We start from the raw sequence: 18,054 nt of genomic DNA, 5'->3' as shown, positions 1-18,054 counted from the left end.
TGCTGGCGGCGGACTGTCAGCCCTGCCGCGACCGGGCCGGGTTTCCCGCGACGATCACGCCCGGGCCGACATTCCGCGTGACCACGCTGCCGGCGCCAATCACCGCGCCGTCGCCGATTGTGACGCCGGGGAGGATGATGGCGCCGCCGCCGATCCAGACATCGCTGCCGATTCGCACCGGTCGGCCGAATTCGAGGCCGGTCCGCCGTGTTTCGGCGTCGCGCGGGTGGTCGGCGGCGTAGATTTGCGTCGCCGGTCCGATCTGGGTGCGGTCGCCGATCGTCACTTCGACCACGTCGAGGATGACGCAATTGAAGTTGAGAAACACCTCATCGCCGAGCCGGATATTGTAGCCATAATCGCAAAAGAACGGCGGACGGATCACGGCGCTGGTGCCGACACGGCCGAAATGGGCCGATAGCAGCGCATGCCGCTCGGACACGGGCGCAGCCAGCGCCGCATTGTAGCGCGCGAGCCAGGCCTTGTTGGCGGCGGCGTCCGCCTGCAGTTCGGGATCGCCGGGGCGATAGAGTTCGCCGGCCAGCATCTTTTCCTTTTCGGTCTTGCTCAATCGATCACTCCGAGCCTCGGAAACGCATCGGGCGCGGCAGCGAGCCGCGCGCGGGCGTGCGCGCTGTCGTCGTCCATCTGCCGGATCAACGCGTCGATCGAGTCGAATTTAAGTTCGTCCCGGATGAAGCCGATGAAGGCGACATCGAGCACCGCGCCATAGAGGTCGCCGTCGAAGTCGAACAGGAACACTTCCAACAGCGGGGCGCCGTTGTCGAAAGTCGGGCGGCGGCCGAAGCTTGCGACAGCGTCGAAGCGCACATGATCCTTTCCTTGCCCGCGCCCGACCCGCACCGCATAGATGCCATGCTTGAGGCTGCAATTCTTGTCGAGGCGGATGTTGGCGGTGGGGTATCCGAGGTCACGGCCGCGCTTCTCGCCATGGATCACCGCGCCGCTGACGAACCACGGCCCGCCCAGCATGGCGGTGGCTTCGTCGATCTGGCCCTCCGCCAGCGCCATGCGGATCGCGCTGGAGGACACCGGCCGCTCCTCGATATCGACATGGGCCTGGACGTCGACCTCGATGCCGAGCCGCGGCCCCTCGCTGACCAACAGGCTCGGCGAGCCGGCCCGGCCCTTGCCGAAATGAAAGTCGTAGCCGACGGCAATGCCGCTGACGCCGAGCCGCCCGATCAGGTCATGGTGAATGAAATCTTGCGCCGAGGTTCCGGCGCGGGTCTTGTCGAAGGTCATCACGACCGCGCCGTTCAGCCCCGTTCCGGCCAGCAGACGCAGCTTGTTGGTCTCGTCGGAGAGGCGGAACTGGGGGCTGTTCGGGCTGAAAAAGCTGCGCGGATGCGGCTCGAAAGTAACCGCAAAGGCCGGCTTGCCGTGGGCGTGGCCCATCCGCAAGGCCGCGTCAATCACGGCCCGGTGGCCCAGATGGACGCCGTCGAAATTACCCATGGCGACCACCGCCCCGCGAGGGATGTCGGCGGCAGGGGTGGTGTCTCGGATAACGGTAAAACCGGTCATTTCAGGGATTCTTCAGGAGTTTCGAGCTCGGTGAACGCGGCCGGACCGTGACGCGGGGGGCCTGCTGAAGTCAAGCGGGGCGGGTTGGCCCAAACGGATGCAATCCGGCTTCGCCCGTTTACGGGCTGTTTAATGGCTGATGCTACAGATGGGGGAGGGACTGCGGGTCGCGCAGGCTTATCCATAATTTGTGGCGTCAGCGTTGAGTGGGGGAAAAGATGGCGGTTGATTTGTCCATGCCGGTTCTGGTGGTTGATGACTACAGCACCATGATCCGCATCATCCGAAATCTTTTGAAGCAGCTCGGCTTCGACAACATCGACGACGCCAGCGACGGCTCGGCCGCGCTGAACAAGATGCGCAGCAAGAAATACGGACTGGTGATCTCGGACTGGAACATGGAGCCGATGACCGGCTACGACCTGCTCAAGGAAGTCCGCGCCGACCCCAATCTCGCCACCACCCCCTTCATCATGATCACGGCGGAATCCAAGACCGAGAACGTGATCGCTGCCAAGAAGGCCGGCGTGAACAATTACATCGTCAAGCCGTTCAACGCGGCGACGCTGAAGACCAAGATCGAGGCGGTCTTCCCGGACATGGCGACGGCGTAAGGCGTCTGATCTCCAGCTCGTTTCAATTCTCGTGATGCCCGGCCCCATCCCGGGCATGCTGCGCTCTCATGAGCCCTGCCAGGTCTTGCATTTTCGGATGACGTAAGGCCCATTTCTACTTTGCATGGGGTTGTTTTCGCAATTTTGAGTCCGGTGCAGCGATGCACCTACCACCGCAGCTCCCGCATCAGCGCGCGGGGTGGATGTCCGAACAGCTCCTTCACCGAGGCCGGGTCGAGCTGGTCGATGCCCTCGAACTCCTCGGAATGGATGCCGCGGGTGAGGAAAAGACAATCGATTCCGAAGCCGTGCGCGCCGGTGAGATCGGTCCGCACGGAATCCCCGATGGCCAGCACGCGGTCGAGCGGCGCCGAATGGCCGCGGCGCTCGGCGGCGAGCGCCATCGCGCGTTCATAAATCGGCCGGTGCGGCTTGCCGTAGAAGATCGCCTCGCCGCCGAGCTCGCGATAAAGCTCGGCGATCGCGCCCGCGCAATAGATCAACCGGTCGCCGCGTTCGACGACGATGTCGGGATTGGCGCAAATCAGCGGCAGCTTGTGCTCGCGCGCCTGCAGCATCATCGCGCGATAGTCTTCCGCCGATTCGGTTTCGTCGTCGAACAGGCCGGTGCAGATGATGTAGTCGGCCTGCTCCAGCGGCGCCATCACAGCGTCGAGCCCGCGATGGATCGAGGAGTCCCGTTCCGGACCGATCCAGAATATTTTCTTGCCGGGGTGATCGGCGACGAAACTCCGGGTCAGGTCGCCGGAAGAGACGATGGCGTCGTAGGTTTCATCGGCGACACCGAGCTTGCGCAATTGCCGCTGCACGGAATCGGCCGGCCGCGGTGCGTTGGTGATCAGGATGACGGTAGCTCCACGCTGGCGGCAGGTGTGCAGCGCCTCGCAGGCTTCGGGGAAGGACTCCAGCCCGTTGTGCACCACGCCCCATATATCGGACAGGATGACCTCGACGCCGTCCACGAGGTCGCGTAGCCGCTCGACGAAGCGCAATGAGGTCATGATGTCGGAAGCCTCTTAGCCCGGTCCCGCGGCACGGCGCGCCAACGCGGCATTGCCGGTCGCGCGCATCGGCGGCTCTGCGGCCTGGCTGACCATGGGGACGGGGTTGCTGAGGCCATTGGGGCTGCCGGATTCCTTGTTCGGTGTCGCCCCGCCGGTAGCAGATGCCCCCTCGGGCCGCAACGGCCGCGGCGGCGCAAACAGAAAGCCCTGTCCAAACCGCACGTCATAGTCGAGCAGGTCCACCACCGCGCGCTCGCCCTCGATCTTCTCGGCGATCAGGTCGATGCCGAAACGGCCGAGCAGGTCGGAAAGATCGGAAGGGTGGATGTCCGAGGTCGAGCTCTGCTTGGGATCGAGCAGCAACGCCGCGGGCACCTTGATGAAACGGACGCCGCGATCGGCGAGGTCGCGCGGCTCGATCCGCAAGTCGGTGACATGGTCGATCGAGAAGCGGTAACCACGCTGCGACAGCGCGGCGAGATTCTCGATTTCGGTCGGGCGGAGCTGGCGGAACGTCGCCTGCTTGAATTCGAGCACGAAGGAGGGCGCCAGCGCCCGATTGGCCTCCAGGAAGTCGAGGCATTGCGCGAAATTGGCGGCGTTGCCGAGCGTCGCCGCCGAGACGTTGCAGAACACGCCGACATCCTTGTTGCGCACCATCAGGCGGCGCAACACCTGGATACAGCGCAGCATCACCATGTGATCGATTTTGCCGATCAGCCCGCCGGCTTCGGCGGTGGGGATGAAATCATCGGCGGCGAGGATCTGATCCCTGTCGTCGCGCAGCCGCGTCACCGCCTCGTAAAAGCGCACTTTGCGCTGCGGCAGCGTCACCATCGGCTGCAGGTAGATGTCGAGCCGGTTTTCCTCGACGGCGTTCTTCACCGCGGCAAGCAGTTGCGGCTGGTTGCGCGAGGGAGGGGCGGCTTCCGCGGCAATTGCAGCCGCTGCCGGCCTCGCGGCAGCAGCCGGTACGGGCTTGGCGACGATCGGCGCGGCTTGCTCCGCGGCGATCGCCGGTTCGCTCGGAGGTTCGGGATCCGGGCGGCCGGCCGGGGCGGGGGACGCCGCGGCCGCGCTCGAGGCCAAGAGATCCTCATGGCCCGCCACCGAGACGGCCAGTTGCTTGACCAGGACGCCGAGCTCGTTGATTTCGCCGACCACCGCCTGGATGCGGTCGGAGCTTGCGGAGTTCGCCGACACCAGGCGGCCCTCGACGGCGGCGAGCCGGCGGCCGAATTCGGCGACCTGACGGGCGAGGTCGGCGGTGCCGCGGGAAAGATCGGCGATCTGACCGCCGACGTCCGAGCGGTCGCGCAGCCGCATCGACACGGCGTTGTAGAGGATCAGGAAGGTCAGCGCGGTGAGCGCCACGATCGCGGATTCGGTGCCGTTGAAGCCCGCCACCGCATGCAGGACGAGGCCGAGCGAGGCTGCAACCAGCACCATGCAGATGGCGATGAAAATGGTCGAAATGCGAATCATGTCGCGCGCTACGCCTTCAGGTCCGAACTGTGCTCCCCCGGGAAAACACGGAAGTTTCAGGCATCGTCTGACTTGCGCTTTTCCCGGCGGCGCAACCTTAGCATCAATGTTGATTCGCAGAGCTAGTGTTCTTTGAACACGGTCGGAACCTGCGATCAAAGCGGTGCAATAGCCAGCGCCGTTGCGCCGTCAAACGTCCGAGTGCCGCGCATGCCATCGCCGTCGCGTTGCCGCCAGGCCCAGTAATGTCGCCATCAGGATAAGACCGGCCTGCAGATGCCTGGTGTCCCTTCCCGGGGATCGGCGCCGAGCACGGCTGCGCGTGGGAGGTGCCGAGGCCGCCTGCAAAATTGACCTGGCGGTGTCCCGCGTCGCTTCGATCTGGTCCGGTTCAATCGGACTGGCCTTGATCGCCACGCGCAGGCGGCTTGTAAGCGAAGGAAACTGCGGCGGCCTTTGTCTGAGTTTGGCGGCGGCGAGCCCGGCGCAAATCGCGGCGATTGTCGCGAGCAATGCGCCGATCGCGCCGAAGGCCCAAAACGGCCCGTAATGGATCTCGATCCAGCGAAACAGCGCGGTCATGCCGACCAGGCAGGCGGCGATCAGGAAAATGCCCGCTGCTGCGAACAGGCCTGCGGCGATGGCATAGGAAGTCATCGTTCCGGTCGCCTGATGGGTCCGATCGCGCAAATACGACCGCGTCGCCAGCTTGACCTGATTCAGCTTGAGTTTGATCCCGGCGCGCAGCAAGCCGCTCGAAGGCGCGAGCATTTCCGCAATCCTCCGCTGGCGGAGGCAGGATCGCCTCCGCCAAAGGTAATGAACGCAGGGTCGTTTCGAATGTTCCTGCCCGGTCAGAGCGGACGCTGGCGCCTACGCCGTCGCTCGGATCACCTTGGCGACCTTGTCCATAATCTCGCCGATCTGGTCTTCGGTGATGATCAAGGGCGGGGTCAGCGCCAGCGTATCGCCGGCCACCCGCAGCATCAGATCATGGTCGTGGAAGGCGCTGTTGAGCCCGGCAAAGCCGCGCTTGCCCGGCGCGTCGGCCTGGGGCGCGAGATCGATGCCGGCGGTCAGGCCGACGGTGCGGATATCCACGACGCCCGGTTCGTTGCGCAACGACATCACGGCGTCGGCGAATTTCGGCTCGAGCTCACGCGCGCGCTCGAACAGCTTTTCGTCGCGGTAGATGTCGAGGGTGGCGAGAGCCGCGGCGCAGGCCAGCGGATGCACGGAATAGGTGTAGCCATGGGCTAGCTCGGTCACATGTTCCGGGCCGCTCATGAAGGCATCATGGATGGTGTCGCGCACCAGCACGCCGCCCATCGGCGCGGCGCCATTGGTGACGCCCTTGGCGAAGGTCAGCATGTCGGGCGTGACGCCGTAGCGTTCGGCGGCAAAGGTAAAGCCGAGCCGGCCATAGCCGGTGATGACCTCGTCGAAGATCAGCAAGATGCCGTGCTTCTGGGTGATCTCGCGCAGCCGCTTGAGATAGCCCTTCGGTGCCGGGAGCACGCCGGTCGAGCCAGCCATCGGCTCGACGATCACCGCCGCGATGGTGTTGGCGCCATGCAAGTTGACGAGCCGCTCGAGTTCATCGGCGAAATGCGCGCCGTATTCCGGCTCGCCCTTGCTGAACGCCTGCTTCTCGCGGTCATAGGTCGCCGGCAGATGGTCGACGCCGGTGAGCAGCGAGCCGAACAGTTTTCGGTTGCCGACGATGCCGCCGACGGAGGTGCCGCCGAAGCCGACGCCGTGATAGCCGCGCTCGCGTCCGATCAGGCGGATGCGGCTGCCCTGGCCGTTGATCTGGTGATAGGCCAGCGCAATCTTGAGCGCGGTGTCGGCCGCTTCCGATCCGGAATTGCAGAAGAAGACGTGGTCGAGCCCATCGGGCGCCAGCTCGGCGATGCGGCTCGCAAGTTCGAAGGCCTGCGGGATGCCGAACTGGAACGGCGGCGCGTAGTCCAGCGCCTCGGCCTGCTTGGCGATCGCCGACGAAATCTCGGTGCGGCCGTGTCCGGCATTAGTGCACCACATGCCCGAGGCACCGTCGATGATCTTGCGGCCGTCGACGGTGAAGTAGTGCATGTCTTTCGCGCCGGCGAGCAGCCGCGGGTTCTTCTTGAACGCCCGGTTCGCGGTGAACGGCATCCAGTGCGCGGCGAGATCGTTCGGAACGTTGACGGGGGTGGGGCGGGGGCTCTTGTCCAGCATGGAAGGCCTCTTTTCAGCTCGAACGTCGGATTTGCCCCAAGGTACCAGTTTCGTCGCGATACGGGAACGCCACCACGACGTGATATTTTCGCGCAATCGACAGTTCAGAGATCGGTCGCCGCGATCCAGAATACTTCGCCCTCGGATTCCTCGGTATCGAGCCAGAGCAGCGGCAGTTGCGGATAGGCGGCTTCCAGTTGTGGGCGGCAGCGGCCGATCTCGCATAATAGCCCACCCTGCGGCGTCAGGTGCGCGACCGCCTCGTCGAGGATGCGCCTGACAATGTCGAGCCCGTCGAAGCCGCCATCGAAGGCGAGTTTCGGTTCGGCACGGCATTCGCGCGGCAGGCCGGCCATGCCCTCCGCGTCGACATAGGGCGGATTGGAAATGATGAGGTCGTAGCGCTTGTCCCCCAGCGGCTTGAACAGATCGCCGCGGTACAGCGTGAGCCTGTCCTGAAGCCCGTAATCGCCGACATTGCGCGCGGCGACTTCGAGCGCATCCTTGGAGATATCCACGGCGTCGATCGCCGCATTCGGAAAATTCCGGCTGGCCAGGATGGCGAGGCAGCCCGAGCCGGTGCAGAGATCGAGCACGCTTTCCACCGTGTCAGGGTCCGAGATCAGCGAGCCGGCCTCGTCATCGCCGTCGCGGCCGAAGTGCTGGTCCAGCAATTCGCCGATGAAGGAGCGCGGCACGATGGTGCGTTCGTCGACGTAAAAGGGCAGGCCGCGCATGTAGATTTTGTTGACGAGATAGGCGGCGGGCTTTCGCGTGGTGACGCGGCGCGCGATCAGATCGAGGATCTTCTCGCCTTCGGCGGCGGTGACGCGCGTGGTCGCGAATGTCTCGAACTGGTCGGGGTGCAGGTGCAGCGCTTCGCAGACCAGGAACGCGGCTTCGGCAAGCGGATCGGTGGTGCCGTGCGCAAATACCAGTTTGGCCTCGACGAAGCGGCTGACGGCATAGCGGACGAAATCGAGCGGCGTCAGCAATTCTCCCGCGCCGACCTTGGGAAGTCTCGATGCGGTCTGGCCGCGCTTCGCCGCCGGCTTGGTGCGCTTGGCCATCAGGACCTGGTCCAGCGCGCGGCTGCGGCATCGTCATGATCGCGGGCTTCGATCCAGCTTGTGCCTTTTTCGCTTTCCTCGCGCTTCCAGAACGGCGCGTTGGTCTTCAGATAATCCATCAGGAATTCCGCCGCTTCAAAGGCCGCCTGGCGATGCGGTGAGGCGGTTACCACGAGCACGATGTTCTCGCCCGGCGCGATGCGGCCGAACCGGTGAATGATGGTGAGGCCCTGCAAGGGCCAGCGCGACAGCGCCTCGTCGGCGTGGCGCCCGATCTCGGCCTCGGCCATGCCGGGATAATGCTCGAGCGTCAGGGCTGCGATCGGCTCGCCGTTTTCGCTGCCGCGGCAGATGCCGCTGAACGTGACGACCGCGCCGATATCGGTGCGGCCTCCGGTGAGCGCCGCGATCTCCTGCGCAGCGTCGAAATCCGCTTCCTGGATGCGAATGGTCGCGGTGACGGACATAGGCAGCTCAACCGCCGGTCATCGGCGGGAAGAACGCAATCTCGCGCGCGCCGGATATCACGGCATCGGGCTTGACATGGGCCTGGTCGATCGCGGCGCGGATCACCTTCGGCTTCTCGAAGGCATGAGCGTAAGTCTCGCCACGGCTGGAAAGCCAGCCGATCAGATCGGCAACGGTGCGCACGTCGGCCGGCGGTTCGATGGTTTCTTCTGCGACGCCGACCCGCTCACGCACCCAGGCGAAATATTTGACCCTCATCCCTCATCCTCCTTGATGAGGTGATGGATCCCGGCGCGGAAATAGTCCCAGCCGGTGTAGATCGTGAAGAGCGCCGACATCCACAGCAGGACGATCCCGATCAGGGTGGTCGCAGGCAGGAGCTGCTCGCCTGCTTCGCCCGCGATCAGGAAACCGATTGCGACCAGTTGGATCGTGGTCTTCCATTTGGCCAGCTTGGTCACGGGTACGCTGACCCGCAACGCCGCGAGATATTCCCTCAAGCCCGAGACCAGAATCTCGCGGCACAGGATCACGATGGCGGCCCACAGGGTCCAGCCATGGATGCTGCTATCGGCTGCCAACATCAAGAGGCAGGACGCTACCAGGAGCTTGTCGGCGATCGGATCGAGCATCCGGCCAAAGGCGGACTGCTGGTCCCAAATTCGCGCATAGTAGCCATCGAGGTAATCAGTCACGGCGGCGGCGAGGAAGACCGCCAGCGCTACCCAGCGCAGCCACAGCGGGCCGTCCTGGATGGATTGGGCAAAAACGCAGCCGACCACCACCGGAATGGCGGCAATACGGGCGTAGGTTAGAATATTCGGCAGGGACAGGGTCTTGGCCTGCCCCCTGGTTGTAGCGATGTTCATCCGTCTTACCAATACCGCTGGAGCGTGAAGGTCAACCGTGCGGATTTAGATCATCTGTCGCAGGCGACGCCCAAATGACAGGCGTCTCGACGCGAAGTCCCCTTAACCCGCCTGTGCATGGAAAAACTCGAAGATCTTGCGGGCGCTTTCGGCGCTAACGCCTGGAACCTTGCCGAGGTCCGCAATCGAGGCCCGCTCGATCTCCTTCAGTGTTCCGAAGTGATGCAGCAAGGCACGTTTGCGTGACGGGCCGATGCCCGGAATTTCCTGCAAGCCCGCTTCCCGGATGTCCTTTTTCCGCAGCTTGCGGTGCGAGCCGATCACGAAGCGATGCGCCTCGTCGCGCAGCCGCTGGATGAAATATAGCACGGGATCGCGTGGTTCGAGCTTGATGGCTTCGCGGTCCGGCATGAACAGGGTTTCGCGCCCGGCATCGCGGTCCGGGCCTTTTGCCACGGCCATCAGGGAGACCTGGGTCAGTCCCAGACCCTGGAAAATTTCCCTGACGGCGTTGAGCTGTCCCCGGCCGCCATCGATGATGACGAGGTCGGGCCATTGCGGAAACGAGTCATCGTCGGCCTTGGCCTTGGCCGCGTCGCCCTCCGGCGGCCTCAACAGCCGCTTGAAGCGCCGCTCCAGCACTTCGCGCATCATCGCGTAGTCGTCGCCGGGCGTCAGTCCCTCGGACTTGATGTTGAACTTGCGATACTGGTTTTTGATAAAGCCATCCGGTCCCGCCACGATCATTGCGCCGACCGCGTTGGTGCCCTGGATGTGACTGTTGTCGTAGACCTCGATGCGCTTCGGCGCCTGCGGCAGCCCGAGCGTGGCGGCCATCGCCTCCAAGAGCCGGCTCTGCGTCGCGGTATCGGCGAGCTTGCGGCCAAGCGCCTCGCGCGCATTGGTCAGCGCATGCGTGACCAGTTCCTTTTTCTCGCCGCGCTTCGGCACCGAGATTTCAACCTTGTAGCCAGCCTTGACACACAGGGCGTCGGCCAGCAGCGCGCATTCCTCGATCTCATGCGACAGCAGGATGAGTTTCGGCGGCGGCTTGTCGTCGTAGAATTGCGCGAGGAACGAGGCCAAGACTTCCTGCGGCGTGAACGACTTTTCCGCGCGCGGAAAATAGGCGCGGTTGCCCCAGTTCTGGCCGGTGCGGAAGAAGAACACTTCGACGCAGGAATAGCCGCCTTCCTGATGGATGGCGAACACGTCGGCCTCTTCCACGGTGCGAGGATTGATGCCCTGCTGCGACTGGATCGCCGACAGCGCGGCGAGACGATCGCGATAGAGTGCCGCGGTCTCGAATTCGAGCTCGTTCGATGCCTTCTCCATCTCGGCTGCGAGCAGCTCCTTCACCGCATGGCTGCGGCCGGACAGGAAATCGGTCGCTTCGCGTACCAGCTCGCCATAGCCGGGGAAGTCGATCTCGCGGGTGCAGGGCCCGGAGCAGCGGCGGATCTGGTACAGCAGACAGGGCCGCGTGCGGCTTTCGAAAAAGCCGTCGGTGCAGGAGCGGATCAGGAACGCGCGCTGCAGCGCCGTGATGGTGCGGTTGACGGCGCCGGCGGATGCGAACGGCCCGAAATACCGTCCGGGCCTGGTTTGGGCGCCCCGATGCTTGAGAATCTGCGGCGCCCAATGGTCGCCTGTGATCAGGATATAGGGAAACGATTTGTCGTCGCGTAGCTGCACGTTGAAGCGTGGCCGCAACTGCTTGATCAGGTTGGCTTCCAGCAGCAGCGCTTCGGTCTCGGTCGTGGTGGAAACGATCTCGACCGTGACGGTCGCCGCGATCATCCGCAGGATGCGCGCCGGCAAGGGCGCGTTGGCGCGGGCATAGGAAGCAAGCCGCTTGCGTACGTTTTTCGCCTTGCCGACGTAGAGCACGTCGCTGGCGGTATTGAGCATGCGGTAGACGCCGGGAGAGGTCGGCGCCAGCCGCACCGCGTTTTCGATGGCTGCGTGGCCGACCGCCAGCGGGCCCTCGGCAATTGCATCACCGGGTTCCTCGGGCGCTTCCGGCAAGCGAGCCTCGTCGTCCTCCTCGGCAGCGGAAGTTGCGGGATCGACATCGGCGGCGGTCGGGTCCGGCGGCGGCAAATCCGGCTGGGAACCCCGCCGCGCCCTGCTCGGAGGCTTCGGATGGTCGGTAGAATCGTGATCCATGGACCTAAATTAAGTGCTGCGAGGCGGCATCGCCAGCGCTCGCGGCGCGCGTTGCCGAGGGAGCGCCGGTAACGGATCCTTAAGAATGATGAGCGGGCGGCTAATCCGGCTTAACAACCCTTTAACTTAAAACTCTCGATAAATCTTAGCGGAAAAGGTGGAGTTCCGTAACCAGGCCGGTCGTCCGGCATGGTCGCGGCAGTTGCGTGGGGTTGCGTGATGAGCAGGGGTGTATCGGGGGCGCTGGCGCTGATCGCTGCAGGCTGGACCTTGTCGGCGCAGGCGGCCGACCTCTACGGATCGCGCGCGCCCAATACCCTCCCTCAGTCACTGTATCGTCCCGATAGCTGGGCCGGTCCCTACCTTGGCGCCAACCTCGGCTACGCTTGGGGTTCGGTTGCAAACAACCCGGCCAAGCCGTCCGGTTTCGTCGGCGGCGTTCAGGCCGGTTACAACTGGCAGAACGGCGGACCGTGGGTGTTCGGTCTCGAAGGCGATATCCAGGCGACCGGCGCCGAAGAAACCTTCGCGCCATGGAAATTTTCCAATCCCTGGTTCGGCACGATTCGTGGCCGCGCCGGCTACGCGTTCAACAACGTCTTGTTCTTCGGCACCGGCGGTCTCGCCTTCGGCGAACTGCGCGCCACCACCTTTGGCCTGACGGAATCCCATACCAATGCGGGCTGGACGCTCGGCGCCGGCGCCGAGGTGGGCCTTGCTCCGAACTGGAGCGCCAAGATCGAATATCTCTATGTCGATCTGGCCAACAGCAACTTCGTCATTACAGGCGCGTCGAACGGTTACCGGTTCGGTCTGATACGGGCCGGCGTGAACTATCACTTCTGAGAACAAAGAAACTGTCGGCTACCGACTCCCGGCGGCAGCAAGTCGCCGGGATTTTTTTGCCTTCAGGCCGCGGGCATTGCAAATCTCGACGCTGTGGACGGCGACGCCATGCCCAGCGCGATCTTCGCAGCGAGAATTCAGTCCGCGTTCAACGCGAGCGTCAGCTCACGATGAAATCACCAGGTTGACCGCCTTGGGGCCTTTGCCCTTCTTGTCCGGTTCGACCTCGAACGTAATGCGCTGCCCTTCAGTCAAATCCTTCAATCCGGCCCGCTCGACAGCGGTGATGTGCACGAACACATCGCGGCCGCCGTCATCGGGCTTGATGAAGCCGTAGCCGCGTTCTCCATTGAAGAACTTGACTGTTCCAGTCATGGCCATCGGGAAACTCCTCCCCCGTATTGCTCCGCCGTTACACGCACGTCGCGTATCGGCCGACCGGACATTCGCTGCCGGAAGCTTGGCCACCTGAGCCGATCGGATTCACGCCGCCGATCAACCCGGATTTTTATTCGGCCTTGATCACTCCGCCGCAACCATTCGCGGAAGCGGAACGTAAAGCCAGTCCCAACGGCCTGAGCATAATACGGTTTCGCGTAAATTGCCTACGGCGATTCGCACTTTTCACCGGCCGTGCCGAGGCTCACGGCTTGGGCGTTTCGAGCCTGAACCGGCCGGCCCCGCCCTGGCCGAGCGGTTTTTCGAGTTCGGGGAGAATTGTCTTCAACTCACCGGCCAGCGTCCACGGCGGATTGACGATCAAGAGGCCGGTGGAGGCGAGGGGGCCGCCCGGCTCCTGCGGCGCAACGCTGAATTCAAGCCGCAGACATTTCCCGGCCGGCCTGCTGGCCGCGGCAGCGCCTGCGACGAGCCGTGCCAGCGTGTCGGTGGCGCGCCGGCTCTTCACCGGATACCAGATCAGATAGCTGCCGGTCGGCCACTTCGCGTAGGCTTCGGCGAATCCGCCGGACAGCCGCTCGAATTCGTCCTTTTGCTCGAACGAGGGGTCGATCAGCACCAGGCCGCGCCGCTCGTTGGGAGGCACGAACGCCGGCAACGCCGTCCAGCCGTCGAGGTCGACCACCCGCGCCTGGCTGTCGCGGCGAAGTGCATCGATCAGTTGCCTGCGGGCATTGGGCTCGATTTCACAGGCCGTGAGGCGGTCCTGTGGCCGCAGCAGAGCGCGGGCGATCAGTGGCGATCCGGGATAGGCCTCGAGCCGGCCCGGCGCGTTGAATGCCCTGATGATATCGAGATAGGGGGTCACCAGCGGCAGCGCGCTTTCCGAGAACCGCGCCTGCATTATTCGCGCAATGCCGGTCAGCCATTCGCCGCCGCGGCGCGCCTCCTCAGCGTTGAGATCATAGCGCCCGGCGCCGGCATGGGTGTCGATGACGCGAAACGGGGCCTGCTTTTCCTGCAGATAGGTCAGCATGCGTACCAACACGATGTGCTTGATGACATCGGCAAAGCCGCCGGCGTGAAAGGCGTGTCGGTAGTTCATGGCAATCGGCCGACCAATTGGAGAAGACGTATTGTCTTCTACTCGTCGGGGCCGGGCTTGTCCTCCTTCCCGAAACGCTTCGGAGGACCAGGGGCTGAACACCCGGCGAAGCCTTGGCGAAGGAGCTTTGGCGAAGACGGGTCCTGCTTCGCGAAACGCCTCTGGGGCAGGGACCAAATGCCGACGACGTTTTGCTGCAGACAGGTCCCGGCCATCCACGTGTCTTGCAGATGACGATAAGCCGTGGATGACCGGGAACGCAGACAACTTCGAGCAGTCTGCGCAAAGCGGGCCGCCATGCCTGGCATGGCGGTAAGCGGGTCTTCAGCCGCCCCGTACCGGCGGCATCACCACCTCGTCACGCCGGCAGGCGCGGCGGTCGATTTCGTCGCAGGCGCGGAATTGCATGTCCTTGCTCAGGCAGACCCGCACCTCGCTCAGGCGCCGGCTCGAGCAGGTCACCGAAATCGCCGAACTGCTCAAGCCCGGGTTGATCTTGATAAAGGCCTCTTCGAGATCGCCGGGGGCGATGGTCTTCTGCTCCGACAATTGCAGGAATTCCTCGGGGATCTTTACCGCCGCGCGCGCTTTCCGGGTGGTCTCGAAATAGGCTCGCGCGCCAAGGCCCGAACAGGTGCCGTGCTTGTCCCACTCGTTGAAGATCAGGCCGGGCGCCGGCATCAGGTCCAGCATCGAGGTCATGATGTTGCGATCGAGCCGCGGCGAGGGCCGCTGGCAATATTCGGGAAAGCCGCGCTCATATTGCGGCCACAGGCCGTGAACCACGAAGGAATAGGGGCGGCTGCACTGGGTCTGTGAACGCCCGCTATTGCCGCGCTCAGCCGCCGCCTCGCAGAAGGAGGGCGACCAGGAAAGAGCCAGGACATAAAAATCGAATTCGCCCGGCGCGTTCTGCCGGCGGTCCTGTGCGGACGCCGTCCCGGCCAAGACGACAACAAGAGCCAGCGAAATCAGAAGCCGCGAAATGATGATGGACCGGTGCATCGAATGCCCCCCTCTACTCGACTACCGGGAGCCTAGCAGGGAGGCGGAACATTTCAAGAACAAAATTGGATTGACCCAGAGTCGGCCCGAATCAGCCGGATCGCTTGCCGGATTTCAGGGCGATCAGGGCCGCGCGGCCCTGCAGCCGGGGCTGTACGCCCAGTTGCGGTCAAGCCCGGTCACGCACCATTCGACACCCTGGTCAAAGCCGGCAAATCCGCCATCCTCGATGATCGAGTAGTGCACGGTGCGCATCTTGCCGTCGCTCAGCATCACATCGCCGCTGCAGAAGCGGCGCGGAATGTTGTCGGACTGCCAGGGCCTAAACGCGGTTTCATGGATCCGGCCAAAGCCGGTGATCGTCAGCGCCGAATTCCAGAACTTGCCCTCCTTCTCCCGGAATTGGTACGCGATGGTCGACAGCGCCCGCTCGCATTCGGCGACGCGGCCGTCATAGCGAGGGCCTGACAGCCAGAAATTCAATTCCAGGGGATTGGCGGCCTGGGCGGCATGGCTGGAGACCAGCAAAGCGAGCGCCGCCGTTATCGGACCGAGTGCTCTCAAGGATTTCAACAAATTGCGCATGGGGAATCCGCCGGTAAGCCAACACACGGGACGGTGCCGCGAAGCCCTGACGAGGTCAAGTGCAGCGCGGCAACACCTGACAGCCAAGTCCGCCTCGTGCCGCAACCATTCTTTTCACGGCCATCGGCTCACACTATGGTGCGGTTCAAGCGAAAGGGAGTCTGCGATGCGAAGAATTGTGGCCGCGAGCCTGATTGCCATGGGCGGGATGCTGGCGGCGGCGCCGGCGCAGGCGCAGTGGTGGGATATCGACACGGTGCCGCCGTTCAAGGGCAACGACACCGGCGGCATCATCGCCTATCAGCTCGCGATGCAGGCCGACGCCCGCCAGCTCGCCGTCGATCACTGCGCCCGCTACGGCAAAGTGGTGAAATTCCTCGGCGTGCAGCCCAATTACGGCGGCTACGTTTCCTTTGCCTGCCGCTGGGTGCCCTATGGCGCCGCTGAGCGGCCGCTGCGCACGCTTTACTGAGCGCTGCCGCGCCCTGTTTTCCGGCTGGACATGTTTTCGCCACGCGGAGCGTGTGTCACTTCGCGATGACGATCTCTGGAAGAATTCAGCGGGAGCCACGCATGAGACGACTGCTTCTTGTATCTTGTTCGGCCGTTGGCGTGCTTGCCCTGTTGCCGGCAAGCAGCGCCGTCGCCGTGGAGCTGCCGGTGCGCAAGGCCGGCCTGTGGGAGATGAAGGTGGTGAGCACGGGCTCGCCCGAGATGACGATGCAGCAATGCACCGACGAGACCACCGACAAGGACATGAGCACCGCAATGTCGCCGGTGGCCAAGGAGATCTGCTCCAAGCAGGAGATCCAGAAGACGGCGACCGGCTATGTCACCGATTCGGTTTGCGGCATCGCCGGCGTGACGGTCAAATCAAAGGCCGAGATCACCGGCGACTTCAACTCCGCCTACACCGTGAAATCGACCTCGCAGAGCGAGGGTGGCCGGGCCGGCGCGCACGATTCCACTTCCACGATCGAGGCCAAATGGGTCGGCGCCTGCAAGGCCGACCAGAAGCCCGGCGACATCATGATGCCTGGCGGCATGAAGATGAACATCAAGGACATGCAAAAGCTGAAGGCGCTGATCCCGAAGAAGTAGGGAAGTATCTTTCAAGCGGACGGCGCGGTCGGCGGCCTCATGGTTCGAGACGCGCCGCTTCGCTGCGCTTCTCACCATGAGGGGCAGAGACCCTCATCCTGAGGAGCGCGGCACGCGCGTCTCGAAGGATGAGGCCGAGATCTCGCGAACACGACTTACACCGGCACCCTTACCGCCGCGCGCAGGCCGCCCATCGGGCTGTCGCCGAGCGTGATGTCGCCGCCATGCGAGCGGGCGATGTCGCGGGCAATGGCGAGGCCGAGGCCCGTGCCGCCCTCATCCTGGTTGCGGGCATCGTCGAGCCGCAGGAACGGCTTGAACACTTCCTCGCGCATGTTGACCGGAATGCCCGGCCCGTCGTCGTCGACCGTCACCGTCAGATAGCGGTGATCGCGGTGGCCGGTGATGGCGACTGTATTGGCGTGGCGCGCCGCATTGGAAACCAGGTTGGCGATGCAGCGCTTGAACGAGGCCGGCTTCACCGTCACCACCGGCAGGCCGTGGAACGTCACGGTTGCGGTATGGCCGTGGCGTTCGGCGTCGCTGCGCAACTCCTCCAGCGCCATCGCCATATCGGTCGGCTGCGCGATCTCGCCGCTGTCGCCGCGCGCGAAGGCGAGATAGGCCTCGAGCATGCCGGACATTTCGTCGACGTCCTTGCGCATGCCGTCGACTTCGGGACTGTCGCCGATCAGCGCCAGTTCGAGCTTGAAGCGGGTCAGGATGGTGCGCAAATCGTGGCTGACGCCGGCCAGCATCGCGGTGCGCTGATCGATCGAGCGTTCGACGCGGGCCTTCATTTCCAGGAATGCCTGTGCCGCTTGCCGCACCTCCCGCGCGCCGCGCGGCCGGAAATTCGGCACCTCGCGGCCCTTGCCGAAACTTTCGGCGGCGTCCGCCAGCCGCAGGATCGGCCTGATCTGGTTGCGCAGGAACAGCACCGCGACGATCAGCAAGATCGAGGATGTGCCGAGCATCCAGAAGATGAAAATCTCCGAATTGGAGGCATAGGCGGCACTGCGCTGCGCGAACACGCGCATCACGGCATCGTCGAGCTGGATGCGGATTTCAACCAGATTGGACTTGCCGACGGTGTCGATCCAGAACGGGCGGCGAATCTGGCGGCCGATCTGCGATGATAGGGTCTGGTCGAGCAGCGAGAAGAACGGCTTTGGTCCCGGCTGCGGCATGTCGTCGACAGGCAAGAAATCGACGACCAATTGCAGCCGTTGTCCAATGCGGCGGAGTTGCGCACGGTCCTTGTCCTGCGGAAATGCCTTGTAGATGTCGATCAGGCTGGCGATGTCCTGAACGACGGCTGCCGACAGGCGTCGCGTCACCGTGTTCCAGTGCCGCTCCATGAACACGAACGCCACGACCGTTTGCAGGATCACCATCGGAACGATCATGATCAGGAGCGCGCGGGCGTAGAGGCCGGTCGGCATCCAGCCCTTGAACGCATTGCCCATCCAGCCATTGGCCCTGGAGACGCGTTGCGACGCGTTGCGGATGAACGTCAGGCCGGTGTCGAGCGTGCTCATGAGC

At 64.1% G+C, this 18,054-nt stretch carries 20 protein-coding genes; 4 read left to right on the top strand and 16 right to left on the bottom strand.

Annotated features, from left to right (window positions below; all coding sequences use genetic code 11):
* Positions 1 to 16 precede the first annotated feature (16 nt).
* On the bottom strand, positions 17 to 571 hold the full coding sequence (locus tag LMTR3_RS02910) for a sugar O-acetyltransferase (protein WP_065743573.1): 555 nt from the start codon (positions 569 to 571) through the stop codon (positions 17 to 19).
* The gene (locus LMTR3_RS02905) at positions 568 to 1,548 is read right to left on the bottom strand and encodes a bifunctional riboflavin kinase/FAD synthetase (RefSeq protein WP_065743572.1); all 981 of its coding nucleotides are present in this window, start codon (positions 1,546 to 1,548) and stop codon (positions 568 to 570) included. Before LMTR3_RS02905 ends, LMTR3_RS02910 begins: the two co-directional genes overlap by 4 nt.
* 218 nt (positions 1,549 to 1,766) lie before the next feature.
* Here LMTR3_RS02905 and LMTR3_RS02900 point away from each other — a divergent pair, with 218 nt between their 5' ends.
* Positions 1,767 to 2,162, top strand: coding sequence for a response regulator (locus LMTR3_RS02900; RefSeq protein WP_028350718.1), 396 nt, complete (start codon positions 1,767 to 1,769; stop codon positions 2,160 to 2,162).
* Between the two features lie 167 nt (positions 2,163 to 2,329).
* On the opposite strand, the gene LMTR3_RS02895 is transcribed toward LMTR3_RS02900, so the two are convergent.
* The 9 genes from LMTR3_RS02895 to uvrC all read right to left on the bottom strand — a co-directional run bounded on the left by LMTR3_RS02895 (position 2,330) and on the right by uvrC (position 11,468).
* A complete protein-coding gene (locus LMTR3_RS02895) occupies positions 2,330 to 3,184 on the bottom strand; it encodes a TIGR01459 family HAD-type hydrolase (protein ID WP_065743571.1) in 855 nt (284 codons plus the stop codon).
* Positions 3,185 to 3,199: 15 nt separating this feature from the next.
* Positions 3,200 to 4,672 (bottom strand): EAL domain-containing protein, encoded by a 1,473-nt coding sequence (locus LMTR3_RS02890; protein ID WP_065743570.1) that lies wholly within the window; start codon positions 4,670 to 4,672, stop codon positions 3,200 to 3,202.
* 189 nt (positions 4,673 to 4,861) lie between these two features.
* Positions 4,862 to 5,443: a phage holin family protein gene (locus LMTR3_RS02885; RefSeq protein ID WP_065743569.1), complete on the bottom strand. Its 582-nt coding sequence runs from the start codon at positions 5,441 to 5,443 to the stop codon at positions 4,862 to 4,864.
* 102 nt (positions 5,444 to 5,545) lie between these two features.
* Positions 5,546 to 6,892, bottom strand: a complete 1,347-nt coding sequence (gene aptA, locus LMTR3_RS02880) for an omega-aminotransferase AptA (protein WP_065743568.1) — start codon at positions 6,890 to 6,892, stop codon at positions 5,546 to 5,548.
* Between the two features lie 104 nt (positions 6,893 to 6,996).
* Entirely contained in the window at positions 6,997 to 7,962 is a 966-nt protein-coding gene (prmB, locus tag LMTR3_RS02875) for a 50S ribosomal protein L3 N(5)-glutamine methyltransferase (RefSeq protein ID WP_065743567.1), read from the bottom strand.
* The gene (locus tag LMTR3_RS02870; protein ID WP_065743566.1) at positions 7,962 to 8,429 is read right to left on the bottom strand and encodes a molybdenum cofactor biosynthesis protein MoaE; all 468 of its coding nucleotides are present in this window, start codon (positions 8,427 to 8,429) and stop codon (positions 7,962 to 7,964) included. The genes prmB and LMTR3_RS02870 overlap by 1 nt, the downstream gene beginning before the upstream one ends.
* A gap of 7 nt (positions 8,430 to 8,436) precedes the next feature.
* Complete coding sequence (moaD, locus tag LMTR3_RS02865; protein WP_065743565.1) at positions 8,437 to 8,688, bottom strand: molybdopterin converting factor subunit 1; 252 nt, start codon at positions 8,686 to 8,688, stop codon at positions 8,437 to 8,439.
* Positions 8,685 to 9,299 (bottom strand): CDP-diacylglycerol--glycerol-3-phosphate 3-phosphatidyltransferase, encoded by a 615-nt coding sequence (gene pgsA / locus LMTR3_RS02860; RefSeq protein ID WP_028350726.1) that lies wholly within the window; start codon positions 9,297 to 9,299, stop codon positions 8,685 to 8,687. Before pgsA ends, moaD begins: the two co-directional genes overlap by 4 nt.
* Positions 9,300 to 9,401: 102 nt before the next feature.
* On the bottom strand, positions 9,402 to 11,468 hold the full coding sequence (gene uvrC / locus LMTR3_RS02855) for an excinuclease ABC subunit UvrC (protein WP_065743564.1): 2,067 nt from the start codon (positions 11,466 to 11,468) through the stop codon (positions 9,402 to 9,404).
* 219 nt (positions 11,469 to 11,687) lie between these two features.
* Between uvrC and LMTR3_RS02850 the strand changes: the two genes are divergently transcribed.
* The gene (locus LMTR3_RS02850) at positions 11,688 to 12,314 is read left to right on the top strand and encodes an outer membrane protein (RefSeq protein WP_065743563.1); all 627 of its coding nucleotides are present in this window, start codon (positions 11,688 to 11,690) and stop codon (positions 12,312 to 12,314) included.
* A gap of 165 nt (positions 12,315 to 12,479) precedes the next feature.
* Here the strand turns inward: LMTR3_RS02850 and LMTR3_RS02845 are convergent, their stop codons facing one another.
* The 4 genes from LMTR3_RS02845 to LMTR3_RS02830 all read right to left on the bottom strand — a co-directional run bounded on the left by LMTR3_RS02845 (position 12,480) and on the right by LMTR3_RS02830 (position 15,408).
* Positions 12,480 to 12,695, bottom strand: coding sequence for a cold-shock protein (locus LMTR3_RS02845; RefSeq protein WP_028350729.1), 216 nt, complete (start codon positions 12,693 to 12,695; stop codon positions 12,480 to 12,482).
* Positions 12,696 to 12,957: 262 nt separating this feature from the next.
* A complete protein-coding gene (locus LMTR3_RS02840) occupies positions 12,958 to 13,818 on the bottom strand; it encodes a 23S rRNA (adenine(2030)-N(6))-methyltransferase RlmJ (protein ID WP_065743562.1) in 861 nt (286 codons plus the stop codon).
* 324 nt (positions 13,819 to 14,142) lie between these two features.
* Entirely contained in the window at positions 14,143 to 14,823 is a 681-nt protein-coding gene (locus tag LMTR3_RS02835) for a ribonuclease T2 family protein (protein ID WP_028350731.1), read from the bottom strand.
* 123 nt (positions 14,824 to 14,946) lie between these two features.
* Positions 14,947 to 15,408: a hypothetical protein gene (locus LMTR3_RS02830; protein ID WP_065743561.1), complete on the bottom strand. Its 462-nt coding sequence runs from the start codon at positions 15,406 to 15,408 to the stop codon at positions 14,947 to 14,949.
* Positions 15,409 to 15,574: 166 nt separating this feature from the next.
* Here LMTR3_RS02830 and LMTR3_RS02825 point away from each other — a divergent pair, with 166 nt between their 5' ends.
* Together LMTR3_RS02825 and LMTR3_RS02820 are read left to right on the top strand one after the other, a co-directional pair.
* Positions 15,575 to 15,880, top strand: coding sequence for a hypothetical protein (locus LMTR3_RS02825; protein ID WP_065743560.1), 306 nt, complete (start codon positions 15,575 to 15,577; stop codon positions 15,878 to 15,880).
* Positions 15,881 to 15,981: 101 nt separating this feature from the next.
* Positions 15,982 to 16,509 (top strand): DUF3617 domain-containing protein, encoded by a 528-nt coding sequence (locus LMTR3_RS02820; protein WP_065743559.1) that lies wholly within the window; start codon positions 15,982 to 15,984, stop codon positions 16,507 to 16,509.
* 155 nt (positions 16,510 to 16,664) lie between these two features.
* Here LMTR3_RS02820 and LMTR3_RS02815 read toward each other — a convergent pair whose 3' ends face one another.
* Positions 16,665 to 18,050, bottom strand: coding sequence for an ATP-binding protein (locus tag LMTR3_RS02815; RefSeq protein WP_065743558.1), 1,386 nt, complete (start codon positions 18,048 to 18,050; stop codon positions 16,665 to 16,667).
* Positions 18,051 to 18,054: the final 4 nt, after the last annotated feature.

This window comes from Bradyrhizobium sp. LMTR 3 (genome assembly GCF_001693485.1).
Lineage (GTDB): Bacteria > Pseudomonadota > Alphaproteobacteria > Rhizobiales > Xanthobacteraceae > Bradyrhizobium.
The sequence above is the reverse complement of the archived record's forward strand: the minus strand, read 5'-3'. Positions and strand labels throughout refer to the sequence as shown.